The organism is Pseudomonas sp. DR 5-09, assembly GCF_001655595.1.
GTDB classification, from domain to species: Bacteria; Pseudomonadota; Gammaproteobacteria; order Pseudomonadales; family Pseudomonadaceae; genus Aquipseudomonas; species Aquipseudomonas pharyngis.
In genome coordinates, this window is the sequence record NZ_CP011566.1 from 3,642,108 (window position 1) to 3,663,239 (window position 21,132).

Annotated in this window: 17 protein-coding genes and 1 pseudogene; 8 read left to right on the forward strand and 10 right to left on the reverse strand. The window is 63.3% G+C overall.

The features are described from left to right. A complete protein-coding gene (locus PDR5_RS16185; protein WP_064597091.1) occupies positions 1 to 2,112 on the reverse strand; it encodes a hybrid sensor histidine kinase/response regulator in 2,112 nt (703 codons plus the stop codon). A gap of 132 nt (positions 2,113 to 2,244) precedes the next feature. After that, positions 2,245 to 2,934 (reverse strand): GntR family transcriptional regulator, encoded by a 690-nt coding sequence (locus PDR5_RS16190; protein ID WP_039768861.1) that lies wholly within the window; start codon positions 2,932 to 2,934, stop codon positions 2,245 to 2,247. A 141-nt stretch (positions 2,935 to 3,075) separates the two neighbouring features. Between PDR5_RS16190 and PDR5_RS16195 the strand changes: the two genes are divergently transcribed. From PDR5_RS16195 to PDR5_RS16225, 7 genes are all read left to right on the forward strand, one after another. Beyond that, complete coding sequence (locus PDR5_RS16195; protein WP_064597094.1) at positions 3,076 to 4,161, forward strand: ABC transporter ATP-binding protein; 1,086 nt, start codon at positions 3,076 to 3,078, stop codon at positions 4,159 to 4,161. A 1-nt stretch (position 4,162) separates the two neighbouring features. Beyond that, on the forward strand, positions 4,163 to 5,080 hold the full coding sequence (locus PDR5_RS16200; protein ID WP_064597098.1) for an ABC transporter permease: 918 nt from the start codon (positions 4,163 to 4,165) through the stop codon (positions 5,078 to 5,080). Further along, entirely contained in the window at positions 5,077 to 5,865 is a 789-nt protein-coding gene (locus tag PDR5_RS16205; RefSeq protein WP_064597101.1) for an ABC transporter permease, read from the forward strand. The genes PDR5_RS16200 and PDR5_RS16205 overlap by 4 nt, the downstream gene beginning before the upstream one ends. 15 nt (positions 5,866 to 5,880) lie before the next feature. Further along, on the forward strand, positions 5,881 to 6,933 hold the full coding sequence (locus PDR5_RS16210) for an extracellular solute-binding protein (RefSeq protein ID WP_064597104.1): 1,053 nt from the start codon (positions 5,881 to 5,883) through the stop codon (positions 6,931 to 6,933). A gap of 219 nt (positions 6,934 to 7,152) precedes the next feature. After that, the gene (locus tag PDR5_RS16215) at positions 7,153 to 8,349 is read left to right on the forward strand and encodes an amidohydrolase family protein (protein ID WP_064597107.1); all 1,197 of its coding nucleotides are present in this window, start codon (positions 7,153 to 7,155) and stop codon (positions 8,347 to 8,349) included. Beyond that, positions 8,346 to 9,833: an amidohydrolase family protein gene (locus PDR5_RS16220; protein WP_064597114.1), complete on the forward strand. Its 1,488-nt coding sequence runs from the start codon at positions 8,346 to 8,348 to the stop codon at positions 9,831 to 9,833. Before PDR5_RS16215 ends, PDR5_RS16220 begins: the two co-directional genes overlap by 4 nt. Before the next feature lie 11 nt (positions 9,834 to 9,844). Then, on the forward strand, positions 9,845 to 10,504 hold the full coding sequence (locus tag PDR5_RS16225) for a flavin reductase family protein (RefSeq protein ID WP_064381260.1): 660 nt from the start codon (positions 9,845 to 9,847) through the stop codon (positions 10,502 to 10,504). On the opposite strand, the gene PDR5_RS16230 is transcribed toward PDR5_RS16225, so the two are convergent. The 4 genes from PDR5_RS16230 to lexA are packed head-to-tail and all read right to left on the reverse strand — an operon-like array spanning position 10,505 to position 16,236. Beyond that, on the reverse strand, positions 10,505 to 13,603 hold the full coding sequence (locus tag PDR5_RS16230; protein ID WP_218188766.1) for an error-prone DNA polymerase: 3,099 nt from the start codon (positions 13,601 to 13,603) through the stop codon (positions 10,505 to 10,507). Then, entirely contained in the window at positions 13,579 to 14,994 is a 1,416-nt protein-coding gene (locus PDR5_RS16235) for a Y-family DNA polymerase (protein WP_064597117.1), read from the reverse strand. Before PDR5_RS16235 ends, PDR5_RS16230 begins: the two co-directional genes overlap by 25 nt. 7 nt (positions 14,995 to 15,001) lie before the next feature. Beyond that, complete coding sequence (gene imuA / locus PDR5_RS16240; protein WP_011334534.1) at positions 15,002 to 15,619, reverse strand: translesion DNA synthesis-associated protein ImuA; 618 nt, start codon at positions 15,617 to 15,619, stop codon at positions 15,002 to 15,004. Then, positions 15,619 to 16,236 (reverse strand): transcriptional repressor LexA, encoded by a 618-nt coding sequence (gene lexA / locus PDR5_RS16245; protein WP_064381249.1) that lies wholly within the window; start codon positions 16,234 to 16,236, stop codon positions 15,619 to 15,621. The genes imuA and lexA overlap by 1 nt, the downstream gene beginning before the upstream one ends. Positions 16,237 to 16,436: 200 nt before the next feature. On the opposite strand from lexA, the gene PDR5_RS16250 reads away from it, so the two are divergent. Then, positions 16,437 to 18,095: a phosphoethanolamine transferase gene (locus PDR5_RS16250; RefSeq protein ID WP_064597120.1), complete on the forward strand. Its 1,659-nt coding sequence runs from the start codon at positions 16,437 to 16,439 to the stop codon at positions 18,093 to 18,095. 7 nt (positions 18,096 to 18,102) lie between these two features. Here the strand turns inward: PDR5_RS16250 and PDR5_RS29350 are convergent. The 4 genes and pseudogenes from PDR5_RS29350 to PDR5_RS16270 form a co-directional block, all read right to left on the reverse strand. Continuing rightward, positions 18,103 to 18,372: pseudogene (locus tag PDR5_RS29350) on the reverse strand (DUF971 domain-containing protein); the annotation flags it as partial. Next, positions 18,369 to 19,331, reverse strand: a complete 963-nt coding sequence (locus PDR5_RS16260; protein ID WP_064597123.1) for a HEAT repeat domain-containing protein — start codon at positions 19,329 to 19,331, stop codon at positions 18,369 to 18,371. The gene PDR5_RS16260 and the pseudogene PDR5_RS29350, both read right to left, overlap by 4 nt. After that, positions 19,328 to 20,176, reverse strand: a complete 849-nt coding sequence (locus PDR5_RS16265; RefSeq protein WP_064597126.1) for an ABC transporter ATP-binding protein — start codon at positions 20,174 to 20,176, stop codon at positions 19,328 to 19,330. Before PDR5_RS16265 ends, PDR5_RS16260 begins: the two co-directional genes overlap by 4 nt. Then, positions 20,176 to 20,958, reverse strand: coding sequence for an ABC transporter permease (locus PDR5_RS16270; RefSeq protein WP_064597129.1), 783 nt, complete (start codon positions 20,956 to 20,958; stop codon positions 20,176 to 20,178). Before PDR5_RS16270 ends, PDR5_RS16265 begins: the two co-directional genes overlap by 1 nt. Between the last annotated feature and the right edge of the window lie 174 nt (positions 20,959 to 21,132).

The window sequence follows — 21,132 nt, forward strand, 5'->3', positions numbered from 1 at the left end:
TCAGGTGCTGAGCACGGAACGGATCATCTGCAGCAGTGCTTCGGGGCCATAGGGCTTGCCGAGCAAATGGGTGTCGGGGCTGAGCTGGTGGTTGCGCGAGATGATGTCGCGGGTGTGGCCCGAGGTGAACAGCACGGCCACCGGCGGCATTTGCACCTTGGCCCACGCCGCCAGATCGGAGCTTTTGATAAGACCGGGCATGACCACGTCGGTGAAGATCAGGTCGACCCGCGCGCCTTCCATCAACATCTGCATGGCCGCATCGCCGTTGCCGGCGATCAGCACGCGGTAGCCTTCTTCGCGCAGCAGCTCGACGGCCGAGGTGCGCACCGCTTCGTTGTCCTCGACCACCAGGATCGTCTCGTGACCGCCCGCCTGCTGATGATTGACGCTCGGCGAGTCATCGAGCACGGGGCGCAGGCTGCGTGGAAAGTACAACTGCACCCGCGTGCCTTCGCCGATCCGACTGTCGATCTCCACATGCCCGCCGCTCTGCTTGACGAAGCCGAACACCATGCTCAAGCCCAGGCCAGTGCCCTGGCCATCGGCCTTGGTGGTGAAGAACGGTTCGAACACCTGCTCGAGCATGTGCGGGGCAATGCCCACGCCGCTGTCACTGACCGAGACCCGAACGAAATCCCCCGGCACGATGCCCTTGCCCGAACAGAACGCCCGGTCCAGTGAGAGGTTGGAGGCGCCGAGCACAATCGTGCCCTCGCCCTTCATGGCATCCCGGGCATTGATCGCCAGATTGAGAATGGCGTTTTCCAGTTGATTGCGGTCAACGTTGATGTGCCAAGGCTCAACAGGCAGTTGCACGTCGATCTGAATGGTTTCGCCCAGCGCCCGTTGCAGCAACTCGCCCACGCCTTCGAATATCTGGCGGGGGTTGCACACCGCCGGCGACAGCGGCTGACGCCGGGCAAACGCGAGCAGTTGCGAAGACAGCTTGGCGCCGCGCTCCACCGCCGCCAGCGAGGCGCTGACCCGACGCTGGACATTGGCATTGTCCGGTTCATGGCGAGCCAGCAGGTGCAGATTGCCGGCGATCACTTGCAGCAGGTTGTTGAAGTCATGGGCCACGCCGCCGGTGAGGCCACCGATGGCTTCGAGCTTCTGCGACTGACGCAATTGCTCTTCCGCGGCGAGGCGCGCCTCGACTTCATCCGCTACCCGCTGTTCGAGGTTGCGGGTGAACTTGAGCAGCGATTCCTCGGCGGTCTTGCGCTCGTGAATATCGATCAACACACCGGGGAAACGGAACGGCCGGCCCTGCTCGTCGAATTCGCAAGCACCGCTGGCGAGCACCCACAGACAACTGCCATCGGCACGCACCACCCGGTACTCGGCGTTGTACGGCTCGCCGGTACGCACCGAATTCTCCACGCACTCCTGTACCCAATTACGGTCGTCCGTATGAATGTGCGCCTCGGCGATATGCTGCGGCAGGTTGCTCAGGTCTTGATCAGGCGGGTAGGAAAATGTCCGGGCAAAACGCTCGTCGGCCGACAGCACGTTGTTTCTGACGTCCCAGACAAACGAGCCGAGCAATGCCCCGGCATTCAGTGCCAGGCGCACCCGCTCGTTATCGGCGCGATAGGCATCTTCAGCGGCCTGGCGCAGACGCTCGGACAACACCAGTTCAGTGGTTTCCACCACCATCGCCATCACACCCGAAGGCACGCCGGCATCGTTGGCCACCGGGCTGTAATACAAATCGAGCCAGACATCCTCGGGCACACCGTCGCGCAGCAACACCAAGACCTTGTTGCGGTATTCCAGGGTGCCGCCGGCCAGACAGGTGTCGACCACATGCCGGTTGAAATCGGCCACCTCCGGCCAGCCCAGTTCCACCGGCGATCCGAGCAGGTAGGGATGTCGTCCGCCGGCGAATCGTGAATAAGCGTCGTTGTAGATCATGTAACCGGCATGCCCCCAGAGCATGACCATCGGCAGCGGCGAGGCCAGCATCAGCTGGACCGTGCTGCACAGGCTGGCCGGCCAGGTTTCGAGGGGGCCCAGATCAGTCCTGCTCCAGTCAAACGCACGAATGCGCCCGGCCATCTCGCCTTGCCAGCCGTCACACCCATGGCTATCGGATAAAAACTGCATCAGCTGCTTCAACGCCTTGTAGTGGGTCCGGTTCTATCGCCGCGCGTTCAAACGCCACGCCCGTCTGTTTCGAGCGTGTCGGGCAGCGATGGTTTCATTAGAGGTATAGCCGATTTCACCTGCACTCGACGCTCACACTCCGATCAGGTGTTTGAGCGGATGGTAGCCGGTCTTCATTTTCGCAGCGACGTCGAGGATCGCCTTCTGGATGCCGTCCAGGTGCATGCAGGTCAGCTCGATCGCGGCGCTCTGATTGCCGGCCTCGATGTACTCGATCAGGCGCAGGTGCTCGTCATCACGGCAGGCTTCGTGGCTGTCGTCATCCAGCGCGGCGGCGTACAGCGAGGCGCGGGAAATCAGCTTCTGAAACCAGTCGAGCAACACCGGGTTATTCAGGCTACGGGCGAGTTTGATGTGGAACTCGCCAAGCAGGTGTATCAGCCGCTCGTGATCGCCGGCTTCGTGGGCTTCGTCTTCCAGCAGCAGGTGGTCACGCAAATCCTGCATCGCGGCAGAGTCCTTGCGCCGGCACAGTTCGGTGACGATGCCGATCTCGATCAGACGCCGGGTTTCGAACAGGGAACGGATTTCCTCATCGCTGGGCAGCGACACCGACGCACCTTTATTGGGCTCGGTGGTGACCAGTCCGTCGGCCTCCAATTGCTTGAGCGCAGCGCGAACCGACGTGCGGCTGACATTGAACAATTCCGCCAGCGACGCCTCGCCCAGCTTCATCCCCGGACGCAGCGAACGCTTGCTGATCGCCTCGTAAACCCCTTGGTAGACGCGGTCGACCGTGGTTTCCGTTTTTTTCTCGGTCATTTGGAAGCTCCTTCAACGCTGGCGACGCTGCCCGACGAACGACTCAGTCAGGGAAATGGGGGGGTTGCGCCAGCAGATTAATCCGGGTATTTCTAAATTGCATTCAGATATTGCATACAATAATTAGAGGATTGCACCATTATGGGTCAACCAATAGCCATTGAAGTGCGTAACGTATCCAAGCGGTATTCTGATGACCCTGGCCTCGCGCCTGCCCTCGACAACGTGTCGGTGAACATCGCCGACAACGAGTTTTTCACCCTCCTCGGCCCCTCGGGCTGCGGCAAGACCACCCTGCTGCGCACCATCGCCGGTTTCGAACACGTCAGCGACGGCGAGATCCGTCTGGCGGGCGAAACGGTCAATCACCTGCCGCCGTTCAAGCGTCGGGTCAACACGGTGTTCCAGAGTTACGCGCTGTTTCCGCACATGAGTGTCGCGCAGAATATCGCCTTCGGCCTCGAGATGCAGGGTCTTGATCGCAAGACAATTCCGGCACGGGTCGACGAAATGCTCGCACTGGTGCAAATGGAGCACCTGGCCGGGCGCAAACCGGCTGAGCTTTCCGGCGGCCAGCAGCAACGTGTCGCGCTGGCCCGGGCCCTGGCGCCGAAGCCGAAAGTGCTGTTGCTCGACGAGCCGCTGTCGGCGCTGGATCTGAAACTGCGCAAGGAAATGCAGGTCGAACTCAAGCGCGTGCAGCAGGAAGCCGGGATCACCTTCATCTTCGTCACCCACGATCAGGAAGAGGCCTTGACCCTGTCCGACCGGATCGCGGTGATGTCCGCCGGCAAGATCCTGCAGATCGGCACCCCGACCGACATCTATGAACGCCCGCAGCACCGTTTCGTCGCCCAGTTCATCGGCGACATCAATTTCCTCCCCGGCGAACTCAAGCGCGGCGACCACAACGAAAACCTCTTCGTGCCCAGCGGCATGCCGGTGGAAATCCCCTGCCCGCCGCAAGGCGTGAATGGCAGCAGCGTGCAACTGGCGTTTCGTCCCGAACGTTCGCAACTGGTTGCGGCGGATCAACCGCATCATCTGCGCGGGGTGATCGAAGCGGTGCTGTATGTCGGCACCGCGACCCTTTACCAGTGCCGCTTGAACAACGACATCAAAGTCATGCTGCGGGAAAACAACGAAGGCCTGAACCGTGGTCGCGCAGTCGGTGAGCCCGTGGCGGTGCATTTGCCGCCCCAGGCCTGCCTGTTGATGGAGGCCTGAGATGAGCGTCAGCAGCACTTCCCCCTCCCTCAACCGCGCGCTGTTGCTCAGCCCGGTGGTGTTGACCCTGCTCGCCCTGATCGCCATTCCGCTGGGCATCATGGGCTACATCAGCCTGCTGCCGCGCAACACCTACGGCGGCGTCGACTGGCAGGCCCAATGGCAACTGCAAAGTTACGTGCAGCTGTTTTTCCAGGAGGGTTTTGACGGCGAACTGGAGCTGAACTGGGTCTACGCCCAAGCGCTGTTGCGTTCGGTGTTCCAGGCCGGCGGCACCACCGTGCTGTGCTTCCTGTTCGGGTTTCCGGTGGCGCTGTGGATGTCGAGCCTGACCCCGCGCCGGCGCAATGTGATGGTGTTGCTCATCACCATTCCGTTCTGGACCAACCTGCTGATCCGCAACTACGCGTGGCTGATCATCCTGCGCGAACAGGGCTGGGTCGCCCAAAGCCTCAACGCGCTGTTCCCGAGTGCCGGCGGCATCACCCTGCTGTACAACGACTTCGCGGTCAGCGTCGGTCTGGTCTACAGCTTCTTGCCGTTCATGATCCTGCCGATCTACTCGACACTGGAAAAACTCGACTGGCGTCTGGTGGAAGCCGCCTATGACCTGGGCGCCAACCGCTGGCATGCGCTGCGGCGGATCATCCTGCCGCTGTCGATGCCCGGCGTGATTGCCGGCGCGTTGCTGGTGTTCGTACCGAGCCTCGGCGCCTTCATCACCCCGGCGATCCTCGGCGGCGGCAAGACCCTGATGATCGGCAACCTGATCCAGCAACAATTCGGCACCGCACGCAACTGGCCGCTGGGCAGTTCGCTGTCGTTCCTGCTACTGGGGATTCTGCTGTTGTCACTGGTGCTCTACGCCCTGTACAGCCGCAGCGCGGCGAAAACCCTGAACCGGGGAGCGAAAGCATGATCTCTCTGCACCTGAAAAAACTCCCGGCGACCCGGGAAATCAGCCTGCTGATCCTCGCCTATCTGTACGTGCCGATCCTGGTGTTGATCGCCTACAGCTTCAACGCCAACCGTTCGGCGACGGTGTGGACCGAGTTCTCGTTCGCCTGGTACGGGCGGATCCTGGCCAACCCGTCGATCCAGACCGCAGCGCTGAATTCGATCATCGTCGCGACCATCGCCACCGTCTGCGCCACGGCGATTGCACTGCTGGCGGCGCTGGCGACCTACCGGCCGTTCTACGGGCAGAAAATGGTCGAAGGCGGGATCAACCTGCCGCTGATCCTGCCGGAGATCGTCACCGCCGTGGCCACCCTGCTGCTGTTCATGGCGCTGGGCATCAAGCTCGGGCTGATGACGGTGATCGTCGCGCACATCGGCTTCTGCATTCCGTTCGCCTACCTGCCGATCCGCGCGCGGCTCAACGATCTGGACAAGAGCCTGCTGGAAGCCGCCAACGACCTGTATGCCAATCCGTGGCAAGTGTTCCGCCGCGTGACCTTGCCGCTGCTGTGGCCGGCGGTGCTGTCCGGATCGGTGCTGGCGTTCGTGGTCAGCCTCGACGATTTCATCATGACCTTCTTCGTCGCCGGGCCCGGTTCGACCACGTTGCCGGTGTACATCTTCTCGGCGATCAAGGCTGGCGTAACACCTGAAATCAACGCGATTTCAACCCTGATGCTGGTGATTTCCATCGTGCTGGTGGTGCTGGCCTTCTGGCTCGGCCAACGCGGCAAACAACAATAAACCTGGAGCGCGCTCATGAAAGTGAAAAACATGCGTCTGGCAGTATCCGGTCTGGCCCTGAGTTGTTTCACCGCGTTCGGCGCCCACGCCGCCGAGCCCAAGCAATTGTTCTTCTACAACTGGACCGATTACTACCCGGTGGACTTGCTGGCCAAGTTCGAAAAGGAGACCGGGATCAAGGTCACCATGGACGGCTACGACAGCAACGAAACCCTGCTCGCCAAGTTACAGGCCGGCGGCGCCGCGTATGACGTGATCGTGCCGTCGCAGTCGATCATGCAGACGCTGATCAAGCAGGACCTGCTGCTGGAAATCGACGCCCCGACCCTGAGCAACTTCCAGTACGTCAAAGGCCCGTTCCGCGACCCGAGCTTCGACCCGGGCCGCAAGTTTTCGGCGCCTTACCTGTGGGGCACCACCGGTTTTTCCTACGACAGCGCGCGGGTGCCGGGCGGCAAGCTCGATGATTCGTGGAAAGAATTCTTCGAGCCGCGCAAGGAACTGCAAGGCCAGCTTGCCGCCCTCGACACCTCCAGCAGCGTGATCAACGCCGCCAGCCATTACCTGAACGTCGACGAATGCACGGAAAACCCGCAGGACGCCAAGCGCATCCTCGAACTGCTGCAAAAGCAGAAACCGTTTTTGAAGATGTACAGCTCCGACAACACCGTCGACCGCATGGCCTCGGGCGAAGTGATCATGATGCAGAACTGGAACGGCTCGACGGCCCGCGCCACGTTGCAGAAGAGCACGATCAAATACGTGTACCCGAAAGAAGGCCTGGCGATGTTCCAGGACAACTTCGCCGTACCCAAAAGCGCCCCGCATCCGGGCAACGCGAAGATCTTCATCGACTGGATGATGAAGCCGGAAAACGCGGCGGCCGTGTCCAACGCGATTGCCTATGCCAACGGGATTCAGAGCGATCAGTTGCTGGATGCGAAATGGAAGGTCATGGACGCGATCAACATGCCCGAGGAGTACGCCTCGCGCCTGCGCCCGGAGAAGGAATGCAGCAACAAGGCGCGGGAGCTGCAGGATCGGATCTGGTCGAAGCTTAAGGGTTGATCCGAAACCGCAGCCCTCACCCTAGCCCTCTCCCAAAGGGAGAGGGAACCGATTGGGAAATATTCAAGAAATACACCGACCTGAACGTTTTGCTCTGAATCCATAATCGACTCGGTCTCTCAGGTCGGCGTATTACCTGAGACGACTCGGTCGGTCCCCTCTCCCTCCGGGAGAGGGCTAGGGTGAGGGGAAAAAATCCAAAGAACAAACGAGGTTCCAATGACTGCCCCCCGCTGGCTCAGAAACATCCGCCCCTACGGCGCCCCCGCCGAAGACCTGCTGATCGAAAACGGCAAATTCACGCAACGCCGCCCGGCCTCCAGCACCCCGCTGGCCGCCACCGACATCGACGGCCAGAACCAGCTCCTGACCGCCCCGCTGGTGGAAAGCCACGTCCACCTCGACAAGACCCTGTACGGCCAGCCCTGGCGCCCGAACAGCGCCGGCCCGACGCTCAAGGACTACATCAGCAACGAGCGCCGCGTCCTGCGGGAAGTCAAAGCGCCGATCGCCGAACGCGCCGGTGCCCTGCTGGAAAACTGCATCGCCCGGGGTTCGCTGACGATGCGTTGCCACGTCGACATCGACCCGGAATTCGGCCTGCGTCACGTCGAGGCCATGCAGCAACTGCGCGAAACCTACAACGACCTGATCGACCTGCAACTGGTGGTGTTCCCGCAAACCGGCCTGATCAGCCGCCCCGGCACCGCCGAACTGATGCGCGAAGCCATGGCCCTGGGCGTGGAAAACGTCGGTGGACTCGACCCTTGCGGCATCGACAACGACCCGATCGCACAACTGGATTTCGTGTTCAAACTGGCCCGTGAATTCCAGCGTGGCGTCGACATTCACCTGCACGACAAGGGAGAACTGGGCCTCTGGCAGATCGCCCGGATCGCCGATTACACCGAGCGTTTCAACCTGCACAACCGGGTGATGATCAGCCACGCCTATTGCCTGGGCATGCTGCCGTGGAGTCAGGTCAAACCGGTCGCCGAACGCCTTGCTGCACTGGGCATTTCGCTGATGAGTTCGGCGCCGGCCGATTGCGCCGTTCCACCCTTCCTGGCGCTGCGCGAGACCGGCGTCAACGTGTGTCTGGGCTCCGACGGCATTCGTGATGCGTGGTCGCCGATGGGCAATGGCGACATGCTGGAACGGGCAATGCTGCTGGCGTTTCGTTTTGATCTGGGCAAGGACGATGAACTGGCGGCGGCGTTCGACGCGGCGACGGTCAACGGTGCGCGCGCATTGGGTGTTGAAGAGTATGGTTTTGGAATCGGCCGGCCGGCAGACTTTCTGTTGATGCCGGTGGAAACCCTTGGAGAGGCGGTAGTCGCGCGGCCGGTGCGTCAGGTCTATCGCGGCGGCGAACTGATCGCCAGCGGCGGTCGTTTGCTGGGCAGCCGTCTGTGAAACGGATCGGCCTGAAGGCCGGTTGCGTGGTCGGTTTCGACGGCACGCAACATGTGCTGTGGCGCGACGGCGAAGTGGTATTCAGCGGATCGCGCATCGAGTTTGTCGGGCGCGGTTATCAAGGGCCGGTGGACCAGTGGATCGATTACGGCAATGCGCTGATCGGCCCCGGTTTTATCGACCTGGACGCCCTCGGCGATCTCGATTCCACGGTGCTGACCCTGGACAACGGCGACGAGCGCGCCATGGGCCGGATGTGGTCGGCGGAGTATCTGGCGGCCGGCCCGCACGAATCGTTCAGCCCCGAAGAAGAGGTCTTCAAATACCGCTACGCCTTCACCCAGTTGATCCGCAACGGCATCACCACGGCCATGCCGATCACCTCGATGTACTACCGCGAATGGGCGGAGACCTATGACGAGTTTGCCGCTGTCGCCGATGTGGCGGGCGAACTCGGCCTGCGCACCTATCTCGGCCCCTGCTACATGAGCGGCATGAGTTACTGGCGCGCCGACGGCACCCTCGCCCATCACTGGGATGAGGCTCGGGGCCTGGCCGGGCTGGACGCGGCCGAACGGTTTTTCAAGGATTTCGATGGCGCCCACGCCGGGTTGATTCGCGGCGCGCTGCTGCCGGATCGCATCCAGACCTGCACGCCGAAACTGCTGCAACGCACATCCGCCTTGAGCCGCGAACTGAACGCACCGATGCGTCTGCATTGCTGTCAGGCGCCGGGGGAAGTGGCGATGGTCGAACAGTTGCGCGGCACCACGCCGCTGGGCTGGTTGCAGCAACTCGACCTGCTCACCCCGCGCAGCCTGCTGCCCCACGGCCTCTACACCTCGGGCGATGACGACTTGCAGCGGGTCATTGATGGCGGCGCCAGTCTGGTGCACTGCCCGCTGGTGTTCGCCCGTGACGGCGAGGCGCTGAATTCGTTCGGCCGCTATCGCGCCAAAGGCATCAACTTCGCCCTTGGCACCGACACCTGGCCGGCAGACCTGCTGGAGAACATGCGCCACGGTTTGAACATCGCCCGGCTCATGGAAGGTGGTCCATCGCTGACCAGCAGCCTCGACCTGTACAACGCCGCCACCCTCGGCGGCGCCAAGGCATTGGGCCGTGATGACCTCGGTCGCCTGGCACCCGGCGCCAAAGCGGATATCACCGTGTTCAACCTGCGCGGTCTGCACCTGGGCCCGCTGTTCGATCCACTGAAAAACCTGCTGTTGGCCGGACGCGGCGACGACTGCCTCGCCAGTTACATCGACGGTCGCTGCGTGATGCAGGACGGTCAGGTCATCGGCGTCGACTACCCCTCTCTGCAACGCCAGGCCCAGCGCCAATACGAAAAACTGATGCGCAGCCACAGCGACCGGGCCTTTGGCCGACCGGACTGGAAAACCCTGTTCCAGCCGGCCATTGCGTTCGCCGACGACTACAGCGCCGAAGCGCCGTTGAGCGCCATCGACCCCCTTCTTTAGAGAACACTGCCATGCACAGCTTCGATTTCAGCCAACTGAGCCCACGGGAAAAGTACAAGATTCTGATCGGCAGCGTGGTGCCGCGCCCGATTGCACTGGTCACCACCATCGACGGCGAAGGCCGGGTCAATGCCGCGCCGTTCAGCTTCTTCAATGCGCTGTCGGCAGATCCGCCCATTCTCGCGCTTGGCGTCGAGAACTATGGCGACCAGAGCCCGAAGGACACCACGCGCAATATCCAGATGAATCAGGAGTTCACGGTCAACATCGTCAGCGATGCACTGGTGGAAGCCATGAACGTCTGCGCCGTGCCGTTTGCGCCGGGCTTCGATGAGTTGACCGCTGCGGGCCTGACAGCAATCCCCGGCACCTCGGTCAAATGCCCGCGAATCGGCGAAGCACCGGTGGCGCTGGAATGCCGACGGATGATGGCGCTGAACATCGGTCAGTCCCGGGAGATCATTTTTGGCGAGGTGTTGATGGCGCATGTGCGCGACGAGTTGATCGACCCGAAAACCCTGTACATCGATCAATTGGGGCTGGATGCGATCGGGCGCATGGGCGGGCATGGTTATGCGCGGACTCGGGATTACTTCGACCTGCCGACCCGCTCGTTGCAAGCGTGGACGGAAGCGCCGGGGGGTGGCGAGCGGTTCTGGCCACAGCGCTGATCAGTGGAAGTCGCGGCTCTGTACGCGGATGCCGTTGAGCAGCGGAGTCAGATCGCTCAGGCGTCCGGCAATCAGGTGCCGCACCTCGCCTTCACGCTCCCAGCGGCCATCGACCTTGAGCAGTTGTGAGCCCACCAGCACCTGACGCTGACGCTCGGCCAGATCGCGCCAGACCACCACGTTGACGTTGCCGAACTCGTCTTCCAGGGTCACGAAGGTCACGCCGCTGGCGGTGCCCGGCCGCTGGCGACCGGTCACCAGCCCCGCCACGCTGACCGGCCGACCATGCTCGACTTCCAGTAACTCCCGGGAACTGCGGCAGCGCCGTGCCCGCAACTCGTTGCGCAACAACGTCAGCGGGTGCGGCCCCAGCGTAGTGCCCAGTGTGGCGTAGTCGGTGAACAGATCTTCGCTGACACTCGGCGTCGGCAGCAGCACATCCGGCTCTTCCTGACTCGGCAACCCGGCAAACAATCCGAGCTGTTTCTGCACCCCGGCCACTTCCCAGCGTGCCCGATGACGATGACCGGCCAGACCGCGCAATGCCCCGGCATCGGCCAGCAGCGCCTGAGCGCGACTGTCGAGCGCGGCCCGTTCGCCCAGATCGGCGACATCGGCAAACGCCCCCCTCGCCCGCGCGCTTTCAATGCTGCGCGCATCCTCCTCGCGAAAGCCCTTGATCATCCGCAGGCCCATGCGGATGGCCGGTTGCTCGCCGGTGATCGGCTCCAGGCTGCAATCCCAGTCACTGGCGCGCACGTCCACCGGGCGGATCTGCAAATGATGCCGGCGCGCGTCCTGAAGAATCTGATCCGGGCTGTAGAATCCCATCGGCCAACTGTTGATCAGCGCACAGGCGAACGCCGCCGGTTCGTGGCACTTGAGCCAGCAACTGGCATAAGTCAGCAAGGCAAAACTGGCGGCGTGGGATTCAGGGAATCCGTAACTGCCGAAGCCCTTGATCTGCTCGAAGATCTGCGCGGCGAATTCCGGGCTGTAGCCGTTTTTCTTCATGCCGGCGGCCAATCGTTCCTTGTGCGGCTCCAGCCCGCCGTGGCGTTTCCACGCGGCCATGGAGCGGCGCAACTGATCGGCCTCACCGGGGCTGTAGTCGGCGGCGACAATGGCGATCTGCATCACCTGTTCCTGAAACAGCGGCACGCCGAGGGTACGCTTGAGCACCACTTCCAGTTCCGGGGACGGATAGGTTTCCTCTTCCTCCTTGTTCCGGCGGCGCAGGTACGGATGGACCATCCCGCCCTGGATCGGCCCCGGCCGGACGATGGCCACTTCGATCACCAGATCGTAGAAAGTTTGCGGGCGCAGGCGCGGCAGCATCGACATCTGCGCCCGGGACTCGATCTGGAATACGCCGATGGTGTCGGCGCGGCTGATCATGTCGTAGGTCGGACGATCCTCAGGCGGGATCGTGGCCAGGCTCAGATCCTGATGACGATGACGGCGCAGAAGGTCGAAACAGCGGCGGATCGCGCTGAGCATGCCAAGGGCGAGGATATCCACCTTGAGCAGCCCGACGGCGTCGAGGTCATCCTTGTCCCACTGGATGATGGTGCGGTCGGCCATGGCGGCGTTCTCCACCGGCACCAGCGTGTCCAGCGGTTGCTCGGAAATCACGAAACCACCGGGGTGTTGCGACAGGTGCCGGGGGAAGCCGATCAGTTGCCCGGTCAGGCTCAGCACCCGGTGCAGCAGCGGACTTTCCGGGTCGAAACCGCCTTCGCGCAGGCGCTCCACGGGCGGCGTGTCATCGCTCCAGTGGCCGCAGCAGTCGGCCAGCGCATTGATCTGGTCCGGCGGCAAACCCAGCGCCTTGGCCACATCGCGGATCGCGCCGGAAGCGTGGTAGGTGCTGACCACCGCGGTCAGCGCCGCACGACGGCGACCATAACGACGAAACACGTATTGCAGGACTTCTTCGCGGCGTTCGTGCTCGAAATCCACGTCGATATCCGGCGGCTCGTTGCGCTCCCTCGACATGAAACGCTCGAACAGCAGCGTGGTGCGGTCCGGATCGATCTCGGTGATGCCCAAGGCAAAACACACCGCCGAGTTGGCCGCCGACCCCCGGCCCTGACAGAGGATTTTCTGCTCACGGGCGAAGCGCACCACGTCGTGCACGGTGAGGAAGTAGCTTTCGTAGCCGAGTTCGGCGATCAGCTTCAGTTCATCGTCGATCTGCTTGAGTACCTTGGGTTGTGCGCCTTTCGGCCAGCGCCAGGCGATGCCTTGCTCGGTCAGGTGCCGCAGCCAGGAACTGGCGCTGTGTTCCTCGGGCACCAGCTCTTTGGGGTATTGATAGCGCAACTCGCCCAGATCGAAGGTGCAGCGGCGAGCCAGATTCACCGACTCGTCCAGCAAGGTCTGCGGATACAACTCGCGCAACACATCGAGGCTGCGCAAATGCCGCTCGCCATTGGGGTGCAGGCGCAATCCGGCTTCCGCTACCGGGACGTGGTGTCGGATCGCGGTCATGGTGTCCTGCAAGGCCCGGCGACCACGGGCGTGCATGTGCACATCGCCGCTGGCCACCGCTGGAATCTGCAGTTCATCCGCCAGACTCAGCAGTGCAGCCAGTCGCCGCTGATCGTCCTGCCCGCGGTGCAACTGCACCGCCAGCCACAGCCGCTCGCCGAAGGTCTGCTTCAGCCAACGGCCCTCTTCCACCTCATCGACCGAATCCGGCACCCACAGCACCAGCAATCCCGGCAGCGGCTCGCTGAAATCCTCACGCAGTGTTTGATACTGGCCTTTCTGGGTTCGCCGTCGAGCCTGGGTGATCAAACCGCACAACGCCTGATAACCCTCGATGTTCTCGACCAGCAACACCAGTTTCGGGCCGTTCTCGATGCGGATTTCGCTGCCGATGATCAGCGGCAGCTCCACGGATTTGGCCGCCTGCCAGGCACGAACGATCCCGGCCAGGGTGCATTCATCGGTGATCGCCAGTGCCTGATAGCCGTGTTTTTTCGCCCGCTGGAACAGCTCCAGTGCACTGGACGCCCCGCGCTGGAAGCTGAAGTTCGACAGACAGTGCAGCTCGGCATAACCCTGGCTCACGCGAACCAGCCCTGCAGCCACAACGGGCCGCCCTCACCCACTGATCGGTACGCCCAGCCTTGCTGGCCGGCGCGGTTCTGGATCAGGTAATAGTCGCGGCGCACGTCGTCACCGTCCCACCAGCCGGACTCGATCCGTTCCGGGCCCATGAGGATGCGCGCCGAACCTTCCGGCACGGACTGCGGTTCGCCCAACAACCAGCCCGGACGCTGCACGCCCGGCAATGCAGGACAACGCTGTTTGTCATCGGCGCTCTGCCACGCGCACTCCGGTCGATGATCGGCCTGAAAGCGCAGGCCCTGCACCGCCTCATCCCCCAGCCGCGCGCGCAGGCGTTCGCGCAATTGTTCCCAGGGCAAGGTCTGCTGCGGACGGTCGTCGAACAGCTCCTGAAACTGCGGCACGAAACTCGGCAGATCCTCGGCGCGCAGACGAAAACCGCGCACCGGGGCTTCGACCTGCACCTGCTCCAGTCGACCACGGGCCAGCTCGAACAGCATCGCCGGATCGCGCTCGGCGCTGAGCAGGCCGACCTTGATCAGCGTGTCCGGCAACCCGGCGTGTTCCAGATGCAGATCGAAGCGCTGCACGCCGCTGTCGCGCCCGCACAAAAACGCCGCCAGATCGGACGTCAGGCGGCGCAATGGAAACAGCAGCGCCTGATGGGACTGCACGTCGAAATTGAGTTCGATGCGCACGTCGAAGCGATCTGGCGGCAGGTAGAACGCCAGCGCCAGCGGCCGTGCGCCGAACAGCGTGTCCAGGTGCTTGAGCATCGGCGCCTCGAAACGCCGGGCCAAGGCCTGACGCGGCAGGTTCTGCACCTGATGGAGGTTGCGCAGGCCCATGCGCGACAACGCCGTGGCCACGCTCGGTTCAAGGCCGATGCGGTCGACCGGCAATTGCCCGAGGTGATGGCGCAGGGCTTCACCGTCGGGCACCACCAATCCGTCGTAGGCGTTGGCCAACACCCGCGCCGCCACCGGATTGGGCGCGGCGACGATGCGGTGACGAAAACCCAGCTCCGTCAGTTCCGTGCGCAAGCGTGCCTCGAACTGCGCCCAGGAACCGAACAGGCCGAGGCTCGATTCGATCTCGAACACCACGGTGCGCGGATAATGCACGCTGACCTGGGCGCTGAAACGATAGGCCCAGGCGGCGAGAAACTGCTGCCAGTGCTCGACCTCGGCTGCGTCGTAATCGACGGTGGCAAACCCTTTGCTCATGGCCTGCGCGGCGGTCATCGATTGCCCGGGACGCAAGCCCAGTGCCCGCGCCGCCGGGTTGACCGCTTGCAGCACCCGGCGCTGGGCCGGGCCGCTGAGCAGCGCCAACGGTTGCTCGGGATCGGGGCGCTGACGCAGTACGGCGTCGAGGGCCAATTGCGGGAACAGAATGCAAACCCAGCGCATGAAGACCTCAATGCCCCACGGTGAAGGCAATCGGTGCGCTGCGCGCCAGACCACCCCGGCACTTGAGCACGCGCAATTGCGCCGGGCGGGCATCGATGGCAATGCGCAACGCGGCCGGCGACGGGTTGACCGCTTCGCTCAATGGCCGCCATGCGAACGCCAGGGTCTGGCCGGTTTCCGCCGCCACCTGCAAACGGCGCAAGGCACGGTCATCGGCCTTGTGCGGCCAGCACAGCACCGCGCCGCAACTGCCCGAGCGCAGGCATTGTTCTGCCGCCCACAACGCATCGCGCTCGCTGGCCTGGATCACCGACAACTGCCGCAGATCGACCCCGGCATTGGCCCACGCCTGCGGGTACGGCACGAACGGCGGCGCCACCAGCACGATGCGCTCGCCCGCCGCCGACAGCCGCGCCAACGTCGGCCACACCAGTTGCAGCTCACCGACACCGGGCCCGGCCAGGAGGATTTCGCTCAGTGCCGCTTCCGGCCAGCCGCCACTGGGCAAGGCCGCATCCAGCGCCGCGTGCCCGGTGGGTTGCGGGCTGGCGGCCGGTGGCGCAGGCCGGCCCTTCCAAACCTGGCCGCCATTGAACAGCGTATCCAGCGCAACGACGGCCCCCATCAGCCTTGCCTCACCAGACCGCAGAACACCCCTTCGATGGCCAGGTCCTGATCGGCCCGCACCACAATCGGCTGGTACGCCGGGTTGCGCGGCAACAGGCGAACCTCATCGCCGACCCGCTCGAAACGTTTGATGGTGACTTCACCGTCGAGCCGCGCCACCACGATCTGGCCGTTGAGCGCCTCGGGGTTGCGCCGCACGCCAACCAGATCGCCGTCGAGAATGCCGTCCTCGATCATCGAATCGCCCTGCACCCGCAGCATGTAGTCGGGCGTGCGGGAGAACAGCGCCGGGTCGAGCATCAGCCGATTGTGCAGGTCGGCATCGGCGCCGATAGGCGCACCGGCGGCCACTCGGCCGAGCACCGGCACTTCGAGCAGTTCCGGTCGCGCCGGTTGCCCGAGCAAACGAATGCCCCGGGCCTGATGCGGGTTGACCTCGATAAACCCGGCTTCGGTGAGCGCCAGCACATGCTTGCGCGCCACGCTGCGGGAGGCAAAACCAAAAGCCTCGCTGATTTCAGCGAGGCTTGGGGGCTGACCGTGTTCGGCGATGCGTTCGCGGATAAAGGTCAGGATGGCGGTACGGCGGGGAGTCAGAGTCGTCATGGAGTACATTTGTACTCTTGTGGGAATTTCCTGACAAGCACCGCCAGTCAGCTCGGTCCGACTTCACCGCGCGGTGCTCAACGGCCACCTGAGTTACGTCAGCCATCGCTGAAAAACTGTTACCGGATGTTTACAAAATTTTTACCAATCATCTTCTACAGTCAGGAGCACATTCGTATGAGTTTTCTATCGGTAGAGGAAAGATTCAAATGGCTTTGGGCAAAGGACTGCGCTTGCAAGTCATCACTCCGACCCGCCTGGTGCTGCTGTTTTCGCTGGCACTGGTGGCGCTGTACAACCTGGCGACCTGGAAGGCGCTGGGAACGCTGATCACCCTGCAAGGCGCACAGAAACTGGCGTTTTTCGCGTCCTTCGGGCTGTTTCTCTGGGCGGCGATCACCCTGCTGCTGACCCTGGTGTCGTTTCGCTGGACGCTGAAACCGGCATTGACCCTGGTGGCCCTCCTCTCGGCCTGCGCGGCGTATTTCATGAACGAATACGGCATCACCATCGACACGGTGATGATCCAGAACGTGTTCGAAACCAACCCCGGGGAAGCCACGGCGCTGTTCAGCGGCAAACTTCTGGCTTACGTGCTGGTGCTCGGTGTGTTGCCGGCCGTGCTGATCTGGCGCTGGCCGGTGGTGTATCGGCCGTTCTTTCGGGGTTTGCTGAACAAGATGCTGGTGATCGCGGCCTGTGTGCTGGTGATCGGCGCTTCGGTGGGCGCGTTCTATTCGACCTACGCGCCGATTTTTCGCGAGGAAGACAAGCTCACCCACTTCATCAACCCGACCAACTACATCTACGCGATCAGCAAATACACCAAGCAACGGCTGGGGATCAAAAAGCATTTTGTGGTGCAGGCCATCGGCGAAGACGCAGTCATGAGCGCCAAGGCCGCCGCTCGCGAGAAGAAATCGCTGATGGTGTTCGTGGTCGGTGAAACTGCCCGGGCCGACCATTTCTCGCTCAACGGTTATGAGCGCGAGACCAATCCCGAGCTGAGCAAACTCGACATCCTCAACTTCACCCAGGTGCATTCCTGCGGCACCTCGACGGCGGTGTCGGTGCCGTGCATGTTCTCGATGTTCCCGCGCGAGGACTACAGCGACAAGAAAGGCAAAACCTACGAAGGCCTGCTGGACATCCTGCAACGGGCCGGCGTGCAAGTGCTGTGGCTGGACAACAACAGCGACTGCAAGGGCACTTGCCTGCGGGTGCCGAACCGCGACATCGCGAAGAACCAGCCGGGGCCGTTCTGCGACGGCAACAACTGCCTCGACGAAGCGCTGCTGGCCGACCTGCAAGGCTACATCGACAGCCTCAAGGGCAACGCGATCATTGTCCTGCACGCCGACGGCAGCCACGGCCCGGAGTACTACGAGCGCTATCCCAAGGACATGGAGCGCTTCAAACCGATCTGCCACACCAATCAACTGGGCAGTTGCAGCCGTGACGAACTGGTCAATGTCTACGACAACACGATCCTCTACACCGACCATTTCCTGGCCAAGGTGATCGAGTTGCTCAAGCGCAATCAGGACCACCTCGATACGTCGATGCTGTACGTCTCCGACCATGGCGAATCGCTGGGCGAGAACGGCCTGTACCTGCACGCCGCGCCCTATGCGCTGGCGCCGCAAGCCCAGACCCATGTGCCGATGGTGATGTGGTTCGGCAACAACACCCTGGCGCAACTGGGCATCGACCGTGGCTGCCTGCAAGGCAAGAGCAGCCAGCCGGATCTGAGCCATGACAACCTGTTCCACTCGGTGCTGGGGTTGTTCGAGGTCAGGACGTCGCTGTATCAGCCGAGGCTGGATATTTTCCATGGCTGTCGGCCGGCGATGACGGCGGGACAGTGATCCCCTCCAGCTGCGCCAGATAGGCCCACGGGTAAATCCCGCGCTGATGGCCGTCGCTGAACACCAGTTGCAGACCGTAGCCCTGAGCGTTCAATTCGATGACCCGCACACGCGGGTCAACCATGGGCGGCGAGCCCCGCAGGCGAAACGCCCGGCATTGCGAGCACGGGCATTGGCGGCGCAGTTCGGCATGGTCAAGCAACTGCTCGCGGCCATCCGGCCAGCTCAGCCGCAACCGGTGCTCAGTTTGAGAATTGCCGACCGACAGCGGATTCATTGCAGCTGACTCAAGGCAATCCGCACGGCTTTGCGCACTTCCGGATCGCCGTCGTCCTGCGCGGCCTGCAATGCGGCCATGGCCCCGCGATCATTCAGTTCGCCGAGAGCCAGCGCGGCTTCCTTGCGCAGGTTGCTGATGCGGTGGCCGAGGGTGTCGATCAGCGCGTCGAGGGCTGGCACGTAACGCAAACGGCCGAGGCTGCGGGTCGCGCGCAGGCGCACTTGCCAGTAGTCGTCGGCCAAGGCTTCGATCAGCGCCGGGCCCGCATCGGTGTGGCCGACCTTGCCGAGGGTGGTCGCGGCTTCTTCGCGCACTTGCCAGGCTTGATCCTGCAAGGCCTGACGCAACGCAGGCAGCACGTCAGCGTCACTTGCCAGGCCCAGGGCGCCGGTGGCGGCGCGGCGCACTTCGGTGTCCGGATCATTGCTGGCCAAGCGGGCCAGGGCCGGCAGCGCGTCGAGTTGCTTGAGCCAGCCAAGCACGCCGACGGCTTCACGGCGCACGCTGGCGTCGGCATCGTTCAGCGCCTGAATCGCGGCCGGCGCAGCGCCGGGGAAGCGCAATTCACGCAAGGCCCGGAACGCGGCAATCCGCACGCCGGTTTCGGCATGGCTGGTCCACGGCAGAATCACCCTGCCCGCCGCTTCGGTCTTGAGCAGGCTCAGGCTCTGCGCCGCAGCGGCTTGCACCGACGGCGACGGATCCGTCAGCGCCTGGCACAGCGCTTCAACCACCGGCTCGTCTTCCCAGGCTTCCAATAAACGCGCCGCTTCGGCACGCACCTCTTCGGCAGGGTCTTCGGCCAGTCGTTCGACCAGCCAGAGCAGACCGTCCGGCTCTTCGAGGTCGGCCAGGTCGATCAGGGCAATCCGCCGCACCCCGGCATCATCGGCGGTCAGGCGCGGTTGCAGAGCGAGAATGTCGTCGTTATCGGTCACAGCAAAAAATGAGGTCACAGGGCAAATCTCGGCAAGGAGTTTTCAGGAGGCAGGCCGAGCGGATTGAGGCGCGGCAGCGGTCGGTCGTTGTCGTGGCGCAGCAGGTCGAGGCAGTGGCGCTTGAGGCGCGAAAATTCGTGGCTGGTCACCAGTTCGGTGGTGCGTGGCCGCGGGAAATCCAGGCGCAGGTCTTCGATGATTCGCCCTGGCCGCGCGCTCATCACCAGCAAGCGGTCGGCAAGGAACAGCGCTTCGTCGATGTCATGGGTGACGAACACTACGGTGGTGCGAATCCGCGTCCAGATGTCCAGCAACAGTTCCTGCATGTTCAGCCGGGTCAGCGCGTCCAATGCGCCGAAGGGTTCGTCCATCAGCAACAGCCGTGGCCGGTTGACCAGCACCCGGGCGATCTCCACCCGTTGCTGCATGCCGCCGGAAAGTTGATCGGGCCAGCGCTCGGCGAAGCCTTCGAGGCCGACCAGTTTGAGGATTTCATCGGCGGCGCGATGGCGCTCGACTTTGCCGATGCCGCGCATCTTCAGGCCGAAGGCAACGTTGTCGCGCACCGTGCGCCACGGGAACAGGGTGTGATGCTGGAACACCATGCCGCGCTGTGGCGACGGGCCGGACACTTCGGCGCCATCGACTTTCAACTGCCCGCCATGGGGCTGCAGATGCCCGGCCAGCGCGCCGAGCAAGGTCGACTTGCCACAACCGGACGGACCGAGAATGCACACGAACTGACCCGGCTCGATCTGGCAATCCAGCCCCTGCACCGCTTCAAACGCTTGCCGGCCTTCGCCGAGGACGATGGATAACTGGCGGATATCGATCCGCCCTTCCGGGGTTTGCATCACGCTCATCAGGCTTTTCCTCGTGGTCGATGCCAGGGCGTGAACAGCCCGCCCAGGCGTTTGATCAGCAGGCTGCTGCCCATGCCCAACACGCCGATCAGCAACATGCCGACCACGATGTCCGCATAGTTCTGGATGGTGTAGGACTCCCAGGTGTAGTAACCGATGCCGAACTGGCCGGAGATCATTTCAGCGGTCACCAGACAGAACCACGAGGTGCCCATGCCGATGGCGAGGCCGGTGATGATGCTGGGCGCGGCACCCGGCAGGATCACTTCCAGCAGGATCGCCCGACGCCCGGCCCCGAGGCTTTTCGCCGAGGCGATCAGGCGCGGGTCGACGCCTTCAACGCCGTGCACGGTGTTAAGCAGGATCGGGAACAGCGCGCCGGTGAAGGTGATGAAGACCATCGACAGTTCCGACGACGGGAACATCAGGATGGCCAGTGGAATCCAGGCGACGGCGGGGATTGGGCGCAGGACTTCCAGTGGCGGCAGCAGCAGGTCTTCGGCCCATTTCGAACGGCCGATGGCCAGGCCCAGGGCGATGCCGATCACCAGTGCCGCGAGGTAACCGGCAAAGACCCGGCCGAGGCTGGCGCTCAGGTGCTGGATGAGCTTGCCGGAGTCGCCGAGGCCGAGGGCGGCTTCGATCACGGCCAGCGGGGTCGGGACGTTGGCGAAGGTGACGAGGCCGAGGTTCCAGTGGTGGCTGGCGGCTAGTTGCCAGAAGAGAAGGCAGAGCAGCAATGAGGCGGCTCTCGATGTCCAGCGTAGGGTGGGTGACTTCATGGATCGGGTTTCCAATTATGGAGCTGTGTTGTGGCTGAGATTTACCCCCTCACCCCAGCCCTCTCCCCCAAGGGGGCGAGGGGGAAAGGGAGCCGATCTTCAAGTTTTTCGAAATCTCGGTTCGACTCGATAACGAGCAGGTGTTCATGATGTTCAAAACCTGAGCTCGACTCG

Excerpts from the sequence above, each read along its gene's own strand:
- PDR5_RS16185 (WP_064597091.1), bottom strand. The coding sequence starts at position 2,112 with ATGCAGTTTTTATCCGATAGCCATGGGTGTGACGGCTGGCAAGGCGAG.
- PDR5_RS16190 (WP_039768861.1), bottom strand. The coding sequence starts at position 2,934 with ATGACCGAGAAAAAAACGGAAACCACGGTCGACCGCGTCTACCAAGGG.
- PDR5_RS16195 (WP_064597094.1), top strand. The coding sequence starts at position 3,076 with ATGGGTCAACCAATAGCCATTGAAGTGCGTAACGTATCCAAGCGGTAT.
- PDR5_RS16200 (WP_064597098.1), top strand. The coding sequence starts at position 4,163 with ATGAGCGTCAGCAGCACTTCCCCCTCCCTCAACCGCGCGCTGTTGCTC.
- PDR5_RS16205 (WP_064597101.1), top strand. The coding sequence starts at position 5,077 with ATGATCTCTCTGCACCTGAAAAAACTCCCGGCGACCCGGGAAATCAGC.
- PDR5_RS16210 (WP_064597104.1), top strand. The coding sequence starts at position 5,881 with ATGAAAGTGAAAAACATGCGTCTGGCAGTATCCGGTCTGGCCCTGAGT.
- PDR5_RS16215 (WP_064597107.1), top strand. The coding sequence starts at position 7,153 with ATGACTGCCCCCCGCTGGCTCAGAAACATCCGCCCCTACGGCGCCCCC.
- PDR5_RS16225 (WP_064381260.1), top strand. The coding sequence starts at position 9,845 with ATGCACAGCTTCGATTTCAGCCAACTGAGCCCACGGGAAAAGTACAAG.
- PDR5_RS16235 (WP_064597117.1), bottom strand. The coding sequence starts at position 14,994 with ATGCGCTGGGTTTGCATTCTGTTCCCGCAATTGGCCCTCGACGCCGTA.
- imuA (WP_011334534.1), bottom strand. The coding sequence starts at position 15,619 with ATGGGGGCCGTCGTTGCGCTGGATACGCTGTTCAATGGCGGCCAGGTT.
- lexA (WP_064381249.1), bottom strand. The coding sequence starts at position 16,236 with ATGTACTCCATGACGACTCTGACTCCCCGCCGTACCGCCATCCTGACC.
- PDR5_RS16250 (WP_064597120.1), top strand. The coding sequence starts at position 16,437 with ATGGCTTTGGGCAAAGGACTGCGCTTGCAAGTCATCACTCCGACCCGC.
- PDR5_RS16265 (WP_064597126.1), bottom strand. The coding sequence starts at position 20,176 with ATGAGCGTGATGCAAACCCCGGAAGGGCGGATCGATATCCGCCAGTTA.
- PDR5_RS16270 (WP_064597129.1), bottom strand. The coding sequence starts at position 20,958 with ATGAAGTCACCCACCCTACGCTGGACATCGAGAGCCGCCTCATTGCTG.